Consider the following 12,805-nt stretch of genomic DNA (forward strand, 5'->3'; position numbering starts at 1 on the left):
CCCTACGCCCCAACGGCCGACATCCGCTCACCCGCGACGAGCACGGCCGTACGGATCTGCCGCTGACAGTCGCCGTGCAGCGCCTGTGCGCTGCGCCGGCAGCACGGTGTCCGCTGCTGTGGGACGCCCGCTACCGGGTCGAGCTCGCCGAGATCATGAACAAGGTGGGCGCGATCGTCACGTGGTGACGGTCTGGGGACGAACCCACTCACTAGGCCGGACCTTCCCGCAGGATTTGCCCTGCTGGAAGGAAGCTCTCGCATCACTTCACGTAGAATGTCCACTACCACATGTGACTGTCGGCCCTGCCTGACCTCACCCGTGGGGGTGTTGTTGTGGTGATGAACCCGCCGCCGGACGGCAAGGATCGGCGGTTCCCGGCCGGGCAGCCGCCAGTACCGCCGGCCGAACCGCGTCTGACACATACCGGCAGGCTTGCTCGTCTAAGTCCTGGAAAGAAAGCCGCCCTCTACATCACTGCCCCCGCGTTGGCGCTGATCCTGTTGTGCTGCGGCGGGCTCGCCCTAGCCGGCACGCTGACCGGTGATCCACCACAGCCCAAGCCCGCTGACAGCGACCGGCCAACTATCCCGGCGGCTCCATCCGCCACCACGGCGGGCACACCGTCAGGTAGCACGCCTACCACGGCCCCGCCGACTACCACGGCCCCTCCGACCCCGAGCGCTACGCCGTCGCCGGCCGCGCCAGTGATCCAGAAACGCACCGTCACCGAAACGGTCGCCATCCCGTTCCCGCGCACGACCGTCAACGATCCGACACTCGCCCAAGGCACCACGAAAATCAGAACCCAGGGCGTTCCAGGGGTCAAAACGGTCACATACGAAGTGACCATTGTCAATGGAGTACAGACCGACAAGCGCCTGGTACGGGAACACGTCACCAAGACGCCGGTCACCCAGGTAACCGCCGTGGGCACCAAAACACAACCGCAGTGCGACCCGAACTACAGCGGCTGCGTCCCGATCGCCAGCGACGTCGACTGCACCGGCGGTAGCGGAGACGGCCCCGCCTACGTCGAAGGACCGGTAAGGGTCATCGGCACCGACATCTACCGGCTCGACGCCAACAAAGACGGGATCGGCTGCGAATAGCAGCCCGCGCGCAGGCTTCGCCACAGAAGGCAGCGAGCCGTTCGCCCTGGGCCGCGCGCAGGCTAGTGCGCCGCCGAACGCTTCGCGGCCGGAGGTAGCGACCGTCTCGCACTCGTCGCCCTGGGTTGCATGTTCGTCGCTATGGTCCTCCTTGTCCTCCGTCATGTGTTGTCCGAGTGGCCGAGGAATCTGCCGAGGTCGACAATCCAGGCGCTGATGACGCGCAGGCGCAATAGGCACGAACGTGCACACTTCTGCCGCGCGGATGGTGCGCGGGCGTACCGGCTACGGGCCTGGAGAAGGCCGCAGCCAATTCGGCGGGGCCTCGCCTCGACTCATCCGCTCGAGTCCGCTGAGCATCGCCATCAGTCGCTGTTCGGTGATGCCGTTCTCACCGGCAGCGAACATGCCGTCTTCAGGTGAGCGCGACCCTTTCGATCGTGTCCAGGTCCGTGGTCGGCCCGTCGCGCAGCTTCATCACTCGGGTCGGGGTGTAGAACGACGCGAACCGCACCTTGACCGCGACGTGGGTGACCCGGCGACCGGCGGCCACCACGTCCGCACCCAACTCGCGAGCGAGCGCGGCCACCCGCTCGGCGATGTGGTCGCGGTCGGTGAAGTCGCGCGGAAACGCGATCTCCCGGCCGCGATCCGGTGGCATCGATGCGCCGCGCCGAGGAAGCCCTGGAAGCCTTTTCGAGCTGATCAGCCCTGCCAGAGGGCCGGCCCCGCTCCTGCTCGCAGGTTAGGTCCGGACGTTTCCACGGTCGGTCGTCTGGATGTACTTTGCGGCGTCCGGTTGGAGGGCGCCTCAGCGGTCGATCTCGGTGGAGGTGTCTTCCTGGTAGGTGGCGCCACCGCGAGACTCGCTCGTCAGTGGCTTGGCGCCGCCCTCCGGCGGGCCGGCGAGCGTCTGGCCAGCCGCGAGGTGCGGGTACTTCACGTCGAAGGCCGGGCGCTCCGAGCGGATGCGCGGCATCCGATCGAAGTTGCGCAACGGCGGCGGGCAGGTCGTGGCCCATTCGAGCGAGTTGCCGTGACCCCACGGGTCGTCGACGAGGACGACCTCGCCGTACCGGTACGACTTCCACACGTTATATAGGAACGGCAGGGTGGAGGCGCCGAGCACGAACGAGCCGACCGTGGAGATGGCGTTGAGCGTCGTGAACCCGTCGCTTCCCAGGTAGTCGGCGTACCGGCGGGGCATACCTTCATTGCCGAGCCAGTGTTGCACCAGGAATGTGGTGTGGAAACCGATGAAGGTGAGCCAAAAGTGCAGCCTGCCCAGGCGCTCGTCGAGCATCCGGCCGAACATCTTCGGGAACCAGAAGTAGACGCCGGCGTACACGGCGAACACGATCGTTCCGAACAGCACATAGTGGAAGTGCGCGACCACGAAGTACGAGTCGGTGACGTGGAAGTCCACGGGCGGGGAGGCCAGCAGGACGCCGGACAGGCCGCCGAGCAGGAAGGTGAGCAGGAAGCCGATGGAGAAGAGCATTGGCGTCTCGAACGTGATCTGGCCGCGCCACATCGTGCCGATCCAATTGAAGAACTTGATCCCGGTCGGCACGGCGATGAGGAAGCTCAGGAAGCTGAAGAACGGCAGCAGCACCTGGCCGGTGGCGAACATGTGGTGCGCCCACACGCTCATCGACAGCAGGGTGATGCCGATGGTGGCGAAGACGAGCCCCTTGTACCCGAAGATCGGCTTGCGGCTGAAGACCGGGATGACCTCGCTGATGATGCCGAAGAACGGCAGGGCGACGATGTAGACCTCGGGGTGGCCGAAGAACCAGAAGAGGTGCTGCCAGAGCAGCGGGCCGCCGGTGGCCGGGTCGTAGACGTGAGCGCCGAGAATCCGGTCGGCGCCCAGCGCCAGCAGGGTCGCGGCCAGCATGGGGAACACGAGGATCACCAGCAGGCCGGTGGCCAGGATGTTCCAGGTGAAGATCGGCATCCGGAACATGGTCATGCCCGGCGCGCGCAGCGTCAGGATCGTCGTGATCATGTTGACGGCGCCAAGGATTGTCCCGAGCCCGGACAGGACGAGTCCGACCAGCCACATGTTCGCGCCGACGCCTGGGGAGTTCGTCGCCGTCGACAGCGGGGCGTAACCGGTCCAGCCGAAGTCGGCGGCTCCGCCCGGCGTGAGGAACCCGCCCAGGACCATGGTCCCGCCGAACAGGTACAGCCAGTAAGCGAGCGCGTTCAGCCGCGGAAACGCGACATCAGGGGCACCGATCTGCAGCGGCACGATGTAGTTGGCGAACGCGAACAGGATCGGCGTCGCGAACAGCAGCAGCATGATCGTGCCGTGCATGGTGAACAGCTGGTTGTACTGCTCCAAGGACAGGAACTGCAACCCCGGCCGGCCAAGCTCGGCGCGCATGAGCAGCGCCATGAAGCCACCAACCATGAAGAACCCGAAGCCGGTGCCCAGGTACAAGAGCCCGATCTGCTTCGCGTCCGTCGTCCGCAACAGCCCCGAGAACGCCGATCCCCGCACCTGCTCGCGTACCGGCCACGGACGTGCCACCACCGGGGTCGGACGCGGTTCCAACCTCGTCATAGCCACCACCCCCAAACGCGGTGGCCTGCCTAAACGCTCACCCTCAGTCAACACCCATCCGCGGCGTGACGCGAGTGCTTCCGCCTAGGCATACCATCCGAGATGGGGCGGCACATGCGTAACGGAGGTCGCCATGATCCTGGTTGACATACTGCTGGGCGCGATGGGCGCAGCCGCCGTCTGGTTCGCGCTCAGTGCACGGATCGTCAAGCAGTACGAACGCGGCCTGGTCTTCCGCTTCGGACGGGTGCTGGAGGCGACTCGCGGTCCGGGGCTCAACCTGATCGTCCCGCCATCGACCGGCTCAGGAAGGTGAACCTGCAGGTCATCACCATGCCTGTCCCCGCACAGGAGGGCATCACGCGAGACAACGTGACGGTCAAGGTCGACGCGGTCGTGTACTTCAACGTCGTGGACCCGGTCCGGGCCATCGTCAACGTGCAGGACTACATGTTCGCGGTGTCGCAGGTGGCACAGACCTCGCTCCGCTCCATGATCGCAAGAGTGAGCTCGATGACCTGCTGTCCAACCGAGAGCGCCTCAACGAGGGGCTCGAGATGATGATCGACAGCCCCGCGGTCGGCTGGGGTGGTATCCACATCGACCGGGCGGAGATCAAGGATGTCGCGCTACCCGAGTCGATGAAACGGTCGATGTCCCGCCAGGCCGAGGCGGAACGCGAACGCCGGGCCGCGTCATCACCGCCGAGGGCGAACTACAGGCGTCCAAGCAGCTGGCGCAGGCAGCGGCCGCGATGGCCGACACGCCAACGGCGCTACAACTGCGGCTGTTGCAGACCATGGTGGAGGTGGCCGCGGAGAAGAACTCGACGGTCGTCCTGCCGTTCCCCGTCGAGCTGCTCCGATTTCTGGATAGGACCACCGAGCGGGTCACCCAACACCCAGCGGCGGACAAGCTCACGGCTAGCTGAGCGTCATCAGGCCTCACCTTTGGTTTGGCGCGCCGGCGGGCCGGGTAGCCCATGCCAATGGCCGAGGTCAAGCGGTGGACGGTCGAGATCGTCATCGACGAGCACGGCGACGAACGGCTCACGCGGGCGGAAGCGCGGCTAGAGGTGCCGGACCGATCGAGGTTGGCTGGCGTCGGACGGGCACGGCGCAACCCGGTTGACCCAGAGGTGCCCAAAATCGGCGACGAGCTGGCCGTGTCCCGGGCCCTCGCCGACCTGTCCCACCAGCTCCTCGAAGTGGCCGCCGCGGACATCGAGCAGACCACCCAGGACCGGGTCCGGCTGCGTGGCTGAATCCCATCTGCCAGTGTGCGACGCTGAGGGTGCTGGGGGTGGGCGGCAGAGGAGGAGCCATGAATGCCGTCGACAGGGCAAGAGCGGTCGCGGAACGCGGCCTGCGGCGGGGCCGTGCCCAGATGGACGAGATCCGGGCGCGCCGCGAGCATCGCCGGCTGCTACGCATACTCGGCGAGGCCTACCACGCCGAGCACAGCGGGGAAGGCCCACACGAGGCCGTGACGGGGGCGCTGGCAGCCGTCGACGCCCACCAGCGCGTGTGGGCACAAGTCCGCGCCGGGAGCGGGCGGACCGGCACCGGTCGACGCGCGCGGGAGATCATGCACGCCGGAGCCGAGTGTGTCGGCATGGACGACACCGTCGCGGCCGCGGCGGCGAAGATGCGCGATCTGGGTATCGGTTCGTTGCCGATCTGCGGTGCCGACGACCGGCTTCATGGCATCCTGACCGATCGGGACATCGCCGTCCGGTGCGTGGCCGAGGGCCGCGACCCAGCCCAGGTCCGGGTCGGCGAGCTGGCCCAGGGCAGAGTGTTCTGTGTCGACGCGACCGCCGACATCGATCAGGTCCTCGAAAAGATGGAACGCCACCAGATCAAGCGCCTACCGGTACTGGAGAACCGTCGCCTGGTCGGCATAATCAGCGAAGCCGACCTGGCACGCCACCTTGACGAGCACCGGGTGGCCGAGTTCGTCGAGAAGGTGTACGGCAGGTAGATGAGTCGCCTGGCCTTGGGTGTCGAGGTCCGCACGCCCTCGGCGCGGCTAGGAACTGATCCAGATCGGCAACCGCGGATCGCCCTCGCCACCCTCATCGGATGCGGTCCATGTCGCGTACGGTGTTGCGGGCGATCGACCCGTCCGGTGCTGGGAAGGGCCGACGAGGTCGAGTACGGGGTCCGTTCCGCACCTGGTTCGGAATCGACCTAGGGATGATCATCAGCGCTCGTCCCTAGCTTGTACGCGTGTCCCCGCCTCGGCGACCGGCGCGCGACCGTACGCTCGGTAACGTGACAGGGGCGTTGCGTGGCCTAGCTGGACGCCTGCCGCGCTGGGCCGCTGTGGTGCTCGGCGTGGCCTGTGTCATCGCGGGCGCGGTCCTCACGGTCAAGCCGTTCGCCTCGCTAGTAGTGCTTCGTCATCTTTCCGGGGGGTGATGGCGACTTAGGTGGTGGTGGTTGCTGTGATTGATGCATGAGTCTGATTGCTGCTGGACGGCTTGGTGATGATCTGGCCGAGTTCGCCGGGGGACGTGTTCGGGTCGTTGACCCGGTCTGGTTGGCAGGACCGGGCGGCCTGGTATGTACGAGGGCTGATGCTGGACGGGCGGCGTAAGTCGATCCAGCCGATGGCCGTGTGTCTCGACGGTGTCGTGCATGAGCAGGCGTTGAACCATTTCGTGACGAACAGCCCGTGGCGGGTGGAACCGGTGCGGGCCCGGATCGCCGAATTGGTCGACGAGGCGGTCCAGCCGCAGGCGTGGGCGTTGGATGATACCGGACTGCTTAAGTACGGCACGGCGTCGCCGTGTGTGGCCCGCCAGTACACCGGCACTGCGGGCAAGGTCACCAACTGCCAGGTCGCCGTGTCGGTCAGCATGATCACCGACACCGCGTCGTGCCCGGTCGACTGGCGGCTGTTCGTGCCGCCGTCCTGGGATCCGGCCTCGGCGAAGCCGGCCGAAGACGTGCACGAACGGCGCCGCAAGGCCGGCATCAGCGACGAGGTCGGGCATCGAGAGAAGTGGCGTCTGGCCTTGGACATGATCGACGAGCTCATCGGGTGGGGCCGCCAGCCGCCGCTGATCGTCGCCGACTCCGGCTACGGCGACAACGCGCAGTTCCGTCACGAGTTGACCGAACGCGGCCTGTCCTATGTGGTGCAAGTCAGCGGCGACCTCAACGCCTACCCTGTCCGAACGCGGCGCACTACCGTCGCGCACGGCCGCGTCGGCCGGCCGTCGGTGCCGCGCTACCGCGATCCCGCCTCCACCCTGGCCAAACTCGTCACATCCGCCGGCCCGGGCACGGCCCGGAGGATCACCTGGCGGCCCGGCTCACGGCGGCGCGGCGGCCGACCGCGGATGATGTCCTCGCAGTTCGTCTTCCTACGCGTACGTCCTGCCGGCCGGGTCCTGCGGGACGCACACCGCGGCCGGGACCTACCCGCAGCATGGCTGATCGCCGAATGGCCATCCGACGCTGCGGAACCGGTCAAGTACTGGCTGTCCAACCTGCCCGAACGGATCGCGAAACACACCCTGGTCCGCTGGGCAAACTACGCTGGCGCATCGAACACGACTACCGCGAAGTCAAGACCGGCCTTGGCCTGGACCACTACGAAGGCCGCACCTGGCAAGGCTGGCACCACCACGTCACCCTCGTCAGCGCCGCCCACGCATTCGTGACCCTGCAACGACTCGATCCAAAAACCCGTGCGCCGGAATGACCCTCTACGCCGTACTCCGACGCCTGCAACACCTGCTCGCCTACCTCATCGGTACCTGCCCCACCTGCAAAACCCGCTTCCAGCAACCGAAACCCAAACACCGCCGAAGATCATGACAAAGCACTAGCGGTGCTGATCCTGCTGGTGACGGTCGGGATCGTGCTGACGGGCGTCACGGAGCTGGCCGCTGCGCGCACGTCGCCCACGCCGCAGGTGGCGGTGGCGGCCGGCATCGGCTGGCTCGCGGCCGGCGCGGCAATCCTGGTGTGGCCGGGGCTGACCATCGGAGTCCTCACGGCGATCGTGGGGGCGTCCCTGCTCGTCGGTGGCCTCGTCAAGGTCGTCGAGGCACTCCGAGGTAACGCGGACGAGCGTGCGAGCGCCCTGCCTCTCGGTGCCGCGAGCGCCGTCCTCGGCGTACTGGCCCTGGTGTGGCCGGACGTGACCGTCCTGTGATCGCGGCCGTGTTCGGCGTCCGGATGGTCCTGTTCGGACTGGCCCAGGTCGGGGCCGCGCTCGGCCGCGGCCGAGCGGTACGGCATCGGCCGCGCTGGACCCGAGTGCTCGTGGCCGCCGGCGCCCTCGTGGTGGCGTTCGGCCTCCTGATCGTCAGTGTCCGGCTGCAGGCCGCGTCGCCGCGCCCGGACGCGTTCTACTCCGCGCCCGTACGCCACTCCGCGGCTCCGGGCACCGAGCCGCTCACGATAGGGGTACTCGCCCGGACGAAGGCGTGGCGGATTCTCTACGCCACCACGCGCGAGGACGGGAGCACCGCCGTCGCGAGCGGGGTGGTGCTGGCCAGTGCGGCGCTGCCGGACGGGCCCGGGCCGGTCATCGCGTGGGCGCACGGCACGTCCGGCATTGTGCCTGGATGCGCGCCGTCGCTGGCGGCGTCCGACTTCTTCGCGCCGAGCGTCATACCGGGCGTGGAGCAGATGGTCGCGCGCGGCTGGGTGCTCGTCGCCACCGACTACGTGGGCCTCGGGACCGACGGCCCGCACCCGTACCTCATCGGCGAAGGTGAGGCGCGCTCCGTGCTCGACTCCGTCCGCGCCGCCCGGCAGTTGGGGACCTACCGCTGGCGGACCTGACCGTGGTGTGGGGGCACTCGCAGGGTGGCCATGCCGTGCTGTGGACCGGGATCGCCGCACCCGCGTACGCCCCGGACGCGCACGTGGTCGGCGTGGCGGCGTTCGCGCCGGCCAGCGACCTGCCGGCGCTCGCCGCGCGGCTGGAGACGCTGCGCGGCGGCACCGTGCTGTCGTCGTTCGTCATCCAGGCCTATGCCGAGGCGTACCGCGACGTGACGTTCAACCACTACGTGCGCCCCGCCGCCCGCATCCAGATTCGTGAGATGGCCAGCCGCTGCCTGAACGAGCCGGAACTGTTCGTCTCGGTCCTGGAGTCCACGATCTTCACCGAGTCGGTCCTCGCGCGCAGCCCCACGCGCGGCGGACTCGGCCAGCGGCTCGCGGAAAACACGCCCACCGGGCCAATTCCAGTGCCGGTGCTCATCGGGCAGGGTGAGGCGGATGGCCTCATTCTGCCCGCCGTGCAAGCCTCTTATGTGCGGAAAACGCTGCGCCGATGGCGCCCGGCTCGACTACCGCGCGTACCCCGGCCGGGACCACCTCAGTACACCGGGTTCCTTGACGAGTCCCAAGCCCGCCGCATGGCACAAGCCCTCCGGGAAGCCGCGCCCGCCAGCAAGGACCGGTGGCGCAACATCACCGACGCCGTCCGCACCAGCAACGACCGGAACCCGCCATCCCCACCTACACAGCCATGATCACGAGCTTAAGTGCCTGAACCCCGCCGCCATCACCACAGCCGGGGCGGTGGACACGGTGACATTCACCGACCACGTCCGCGTCCGGATGCCGGGCCGTTGAGACAGCCCGTGCGCCGGATGTGTTTTAGGCTTGGCTGATGGCCCAGACGTCGCTGTCGTGCACCCTGTTCGACCGGCCCGAACAGGTGACCGTGGCCGTTGCCGGGCAATTGGACTGGAACACCTGCCCCACGCTGCGCAAGGCGGTCAAGCAGGCGCTGGCGCTGCACCGGGCCACCACGGTCCTGGACCTTACCGATGTCACGTTCCTCAGCTCCGAGGGCGTGTCCGAACTGGTGAAGTCGAACAACCACGCCATTTCGGCCGGCACACATCTGGCCGTCGTGCCCAGCACTCATGTCCGCCGAATTTTGATCGTTACCGGTGTGGACACGCTCCTGGACGTCCGCGACACCGCCCAGCCAGCCGGCTGACATCCCGCCACCGGGAAACGATCCGATCCGCCGGTCTGGCGGGGCAGATCGTCGAACGGGGCCTTGCTATCACGGGTTGTCGCCAGCATCCTCAACGTTCGCCCTGCCTCATAGCGCGACCTCTGTCCACGCCGGCCTGGTCAACCGACCCCTGGAAGAGATCCGGCTACCAGCCGACAAAACCGAACTCGCCTACCCTCTCCCAGTCAAGGAAGTCGCAAGTTAGTTGGAATGAGGTCCGCGTATCGCACGATTGCCCTCGATCGCTGACGAGTGACGCGTGCTTGTCGCGTCGGTGGCGTGGCCGTCGCTATCCAGTTCGCGACCGAGTGGACTTGCCGACACGACTCCTATGCTGTGCGGCACCCGCAATCTCTGGAGGCGATGTGAGCTCAGCGCCAGGCGCCGACGACCTGTACGGCAAGATCCTCACCCTTGTCGATGTCGAGCTGTCGCTCGGTGACGGCCACGGCTCGACGCCCAGACACATGATCATGTCTCTGTGGGAAGCCACGACTTCTGGGAGGACGAGAAGCGTGATCTTATCGATCCGGTCTGGGCCGAGTACCTGAAACACAGCGACGATCTGGCGCGCCACGGTCTGGGGCAGACCGACTCGGGTGCCGCTCGGGCCGGTTCTCGACCGTTCGATCGCGGGTGAGGTCATCCCGCCGCTTCCTGACGAACTATCACAATTCGCGGTTCATGTTGATGTCTGGCGAGTAGGAAGCCGCGTCGTTTGTCTTGGAGTCGGGCAGCACGACAAAGAGTTGCCAGTGGTGCTTTTCGCCGCCGTCGGTGATCACTGGCTTGCCGACACGTTGATGTGACCGTGTCACAAGCCCTCAGGGAAGCCCCGCCAGCCAGCAAGGACCGCGAGGTCCTCGGGCATGAACTGATCTGGATCCGTGGTCGGCCTCCAATCCAAATACCGGAGTCCGTCGTCGGTTCGGTACTCGAAGAGCAGCTTGTCCGCGTCGGGCAGACAGCGTTCCAGCTGGCCACCACCGACGATCAGATCGATTCCCATGATCGAGCCATTCAACAGTCTCCCCACCGGGCGTGATGCCCAGTGATCGAAGCCGACCAGCTGTGCTGACGACCCACTCTCGCACCCCATCCGAGGAGGCCGCCAGCACAGCATTCCGGAGATGGGTGCGCGGTCGGCCAGGCAAGCCCGTTCAGGTATGCGGCCCGCGAACGCACCCGATCGACGGCAGGGTGGTGCATGAGATCGGGGCCCCGAGCCCCTGGTGGGAGTCCACAGTGGCTTTCTCGATCGGCCTGGAACGCTGTAGTATCAACGCATGCGCACACTCATAGTGCGCATGGCCGCGGATGGTGTCGGACACGTTAACCCCCACGGAGGCGATTTCCGCCGCCGGTGGGGGCTCGTTGCGTGTGTCCTCGGCACTGGTCCCGTCTCGTCGCTTCTGATGGTTACGGTGTTGTGCCCGCAGGCGATCCGTAGCTTGCGGGCGCGGATGTGCGTCGCGATGGCACGGTGATCCGCGTTTGCCGGCAGGTCGTTTGCCAGCTGATGGCCGGCTCGGTTCAGGAGTTCGTCCTCGCGCCAGTACACGGCCTTGGGTCGCCCGGGTGCGGCTGGGCTGGCGCTGGTGCGTCCGTGCCGACACCGGTAGCCAGGCCGGTCATGGACCCATTGCCCATCAGCGCGCCGCCCACAGACTTCGCAGACCACGAGACCGGTGAGCAGGTAGCGGCGGGCCCGACCATCGGCGGACGTCGCGACCGCGGTGACGGCTTGCGCCTTGACGAAGTCTTCCTCGCTGACCAATGCCGGATGTGCCAGCCCGTTGGAGATGATCCACTGGTCTTTCGGGTTCCACCGGTACACCGCTCCGCGGCTGGTTGCCTTGTCCCCGGCGATGGTTTCGTTGTGGTCGATGTACTGCCGGTTCCATACCTGGCGGCCGGTGTAGCGCGGGTTGGCCAGGATCGCCGCGACACTGCGCAACGTCCACCCCCCACCGCTTCGATGCCGGTTCCGAGCCCGGTCGTGGGCGGCGGGGGAGGGGACACCGAGGGCGTTGAGGGTGCGGGCGATCCCGGCCGTGCTGTGTCCGGCCAAGCGTTGCGCGAAGATCCACCGCACGTGCGGTGCCGTCAGCGGATCCACCTCCAGGCGGTGCAGGCGGCGGCCCCAAGCAGCGTGCGCCGTGTTCGGGTGCGGGCCAGCATCGACCAGCCGGTAGCCGTACGGCGGCCGACCACCGAGATGCCGGCCCTGATCCTGAGCCTGCGCACGCATCGCAGCGGTCGTCCGGAACCTGGAGCGAAGAACCTCCCGCCGTGACTGGTGACCCAGCAACAGGATCAGCGCCCGATGGGCTGGATCGTCCACATTGATCGGACCGCCGGCCTTGGGCAGCCATACTTGCACCGCGTGCTGGTCGAGCATGGGAAGTAGTTGGATGAGTTGGTCGCCGGCGAAGGCACGCTCGTACTCGCCCACCACGATCGCGTCGAACCGGCGGCCGGGATCAGCGATCGCGTTCAGCAGGTTCGCGGCTTGAGGGCGTTGAGGCCAGGTCAGACGGCGGGAACAGCCGATATCGAAGTACTCGGCCACGATCACCCCATGTCCAGCGACCAGATCCACCGCCGCCTCGTACTGCCACGCTCGCGACGACGTCCGATCCTGAAAGTCGGCGGTCGAGATGCGGCCATAGAACGCGAACCGCAACCCACCCGATGCTGGTGCTCGGCGTCCGCCCATCCGTGCCCGGACCGGCTGCTGCTGCCGCAACCAACCCGCCAACACGTCATTCTGTGCGTTCGGACTGTCCACCGTCATCATGCCCACCTCGATTCCGCCTGCTGCCTACGAGACATCCGCAGCCGCCAGCGCATGACGTGCCAAGGGCAGGAACGACCGGAACGGGGGACAGGCACCACGATCCTGGAAACGGCAGACCAGAACCGCCCGTCCCAAAGCCTCACAAGGCCCAGTGCCGCACCTCGACGTGGCTCGAGCCTTGCCGCGCGAGGGACGAAGAGTCAGTCGCACCGTGTGTAGCGGACGATAGGGGCATACGGAACACCCGGTATCCGGATCTGCCGATGTCAGTGCGGTATGGGGTGCGAGCGTTGAACGACGAAACGGTGCTGGCCGTTCATG

The 12,805-nt window shown here is 67.2% G+C and carries 13 protein-coding genes and 2 pseudogenes; 11 read left to right on the forward strand and 4 right to left on the reverse strand.

Annotated elements, in window-relative coordinates; genetic code table 11:
• Window positions 1–188, forward strand: a 188-nt coding sequence (locus V6V89_RS39455; RefSeq protein ID WP_334624807.1) for a hypothetical protein, incomplete at its 5' end; no start/stop codon positions are given.
• 153 nt (window positions 189–341) lie between these two features.
• Window positions 342–1,112, forward strand: a complete 771-nt coding sequence (locus V6V89_RS39460; protein WP_334624808.1) for a G5 domain-containing protein — start codon at window positions 342–344, stop codon at window positions 1,110–1,112.
• A gap of 415 nt (window positions 1,113–1,527) precedes the next feature.
• Here V6V89_RS39460 and V6V89_RS39465 read toward each other — a convergent pair whose 3' ends face one another.
• On the reverse strand, window positions 1,528–1,773 hold the full coding sequence (locus tag V6V89_RS39465; protein ID WP_334624809.1) for a DinB/UmuC family translesion DNA polymerase: 246 nt from the start codon (window positions 1,771–1,773) through the stop codon (window positions 1,528–1,530).
• Window positions 1,774–1,923: 150 nt separating this feature from the next.
• Complete coding sequence (gene ctaD / locus V6V89_RS39470) at window positions 1,924–3,684, reverse strand: aa3-type cytochrome oxidase subunit I (protein WP_334624810.1); 1,761 nt, start codon at window positions 3,682–3,684, stop codon at window positions 1,924–1,926.
• A gap of 133 nt (window positions 3,685–3,817) precedes the next feature.
• Between ctaD and V6V89_RS39475 the strand changes: the two are divergent.
• The 9 genes and pseudogenes from V6V89_RS39475 to V6V89_RS39515 all read left to right on the forward strand — a co-directional run bounded on the left by V6V89_RS39475 (window position 3,818) and on the right by V6V89_RS39515 (window position 10,324).
• Window positions 3,818–4,615, forward strand: a pseudogene (locus V6V89_RS39475) (SPFH domain-containing protein).
• A 57-nt stretch (window positions 4,616–4,672) separates the two neighbouring features.
• Window positions 4,673–4,948 carry a DUF1876 domain-containing protein gene (locus V6V89_RS39480; protein ID WP_334624811.1) on the forward strand — a complete coding sequence of 92 codons (276 nt, stop codon included), beginning with the start codon at window positions 4,673–4,675 and terminating at the stop codon, window positions 4,946–4,948.
• Window positions 4,949–5,007: 59 nt separating this feature from the next.
• The gene (locus tag V6V89_RS39485; protein WP_334624812.1) at window positions 5,008–5,667 is read left to right on the forward strand and encodes a CBS domain-containing protein; all 660 of its coding nucleotides are present in this window, start codon (window positions 5,008–5,010) and stop codon (window positions 5,665–5,667) included.
• A 477-nt stretch (window positions 5,668–6,144) separates the two neighbouring features.
• Window positions 6,145–7,398: pseudogene (locus V6V89_RS39490) on the forward strand (IS701 family transposase).
• Window positions 7,399–7,527: 129 nt separating this feature from the next.
• Window positions 7,528–7,854, forward strand: a complete 327-nt coding sequence (locus V6V89_RS39495) for a DUF308 domain-containing protein (RefSeq protein ID WP_334624815.1) — start codon at window positions 7,528–7,530, stop codon at window positions 7,852–7,854.
• Window positions 7,851–8,489, forward strand: a complete 639-nt coding sequence (locus tag V6V89_RS39500; protein WP_334624816.1) for a lipase family protein — start codon at window positions 7,851–7,853, stop codon at window positions 8,487–8,489. Before V6V89_RS39495 ends, V6V89_RS39500 begins: the two co-directional genes overlap by 4 nt.
• A 5-nt stretch (window positions 8,490–8,494) precedes the next feature.
• Entirely contained in the window at window positions 8,495–9,187 is a 693-nt protein-coding gene (locus V6V89_RS39505) for a lipase family protein (RefSeq protein WP_334624822.1), read from the forward strand.
• A gap of 140 nt (window positions 9,188–9,327) precedes the next feature.
• Complete coding sequence (locus V6V89_RS39510) at window positions 9,328–9,663, forward strand: STAS domain-containing protein (RefSeq protein WP_334624817.1); 336 nt, start codon at window positions 9,328–9,330, stop codon at window positions 9,661–9,663.
• A gap of 502 nt (window positions 9,664–10,165) precedes the next feature.
• Window positions 10,166–10,324: a hypothetical protein gene (locus V6V89_RS39515; RefSeq protein WP_334624818.1), complete on the forward strand. Its 159-nt coding sequence runs from the start codon at window positions 10,166–10,168 to the stop codon at window positions 10,322–10,324.
• A gap of 174 nt (window positions 10,325–10,498) precedes the next feature.
• On the opposite strand, the gene V6V89_RS39520 is transcribed toward V6V89_RS39515, so the two are convergent.
• Window positions 10,499–10,693 (reverse strand): hypothetical protein, encoded by a 195-nt coding sequence (locus V6V89_RS39520; protein ID WP_334624819.1) that lies wholly within the window; start codon window positions 10,691–10,693, stop codon window positions 10,499–10,501.
• Window positions 10,694–10,963: 270 nt separating this feature from the next.
• Window positions 10,964–12,481 carry a recombinase family protein gene (locus tag V6V89_RS39525; RefSeq protein ID WP_334624820.1) on the reverse strand — a complete coding sequence of 506 codons (1,518 nt, stop codon included), beginning with the start codon at window positions 12,479–12,481 and terminating at the stop codon, window positions 10,964–10,966.
• Between the last annotated feature and the right edge of the window lie 324 nt (window positions 12,482–12,805).

Source organism: Micromonospora sp. CPCC 206061, from assembly GCF_036906915.1.
Lineage (GTDB): Bacteria > Actinomycetota > Actinomycetes > Mycobacteriales > Micromonosporaceae > Phytohabitans.

Bases quoted from the DNA above. Each gene is read 5' to 3' on its own strand.
- V6V89_RS39520 (WP_334624819.1), bottom strand. From the start codon at position 10,693: ATGGGAATCGATCTGATCGTCGGTGGTGGCCAGCTGGAACGCTGTCTG.
- ctaD (WP_334624810.1), bottom strand. From the start codon at position 3,684: ATGACGAGGTTGGAACCGCGTCCGACCCCGGTGGTGGCACGTCCGTGG.
- V6V89_RS39480 (WP_334624811.1), top strand. From the start codon at position 4,673: ATGGCCGAGGTCAAGCGGTGGACGGTCGAGATCGTCATCGACGAGCAC.
- V6V89_RS39460 (WP_334624808.1), top strand. From the start codon at position 342: ATGAACCCGCCGCCGGACGGCAAGGATCGGCGGTTCCCGGCCGGGCAG.
- V6V89_RS39465 (WP_334624809.1), bottom strand. From the start codon at position 1,773: ATGCCACCGGATCGCGGCCGGGAGATCGCGTTTCCGCGCGACTTCACC.
- V6V89_RS39525 (WP_334624820.1), bottom strand. From the start codon at position 12,481: ATGACGGTGGACAGTCCGAACGCACAGAATGACGTGTTGGCGGGTTGG.
- V6V89_RS39485 (WP_334624812.1), top strand. From the start codon at position 5,008: ATGAATGCCGTCGACAGGGCAAGAGCGGTCGCGGAACGCGGCCTGCGG.
- V6V89_RS39510 (WP_334624817.1), top strand. From the start codon at position 9,328: ATGGCCCAGACGTCGCTGTCGTGCACCCTGTTCGACCGGCCCGAACAG.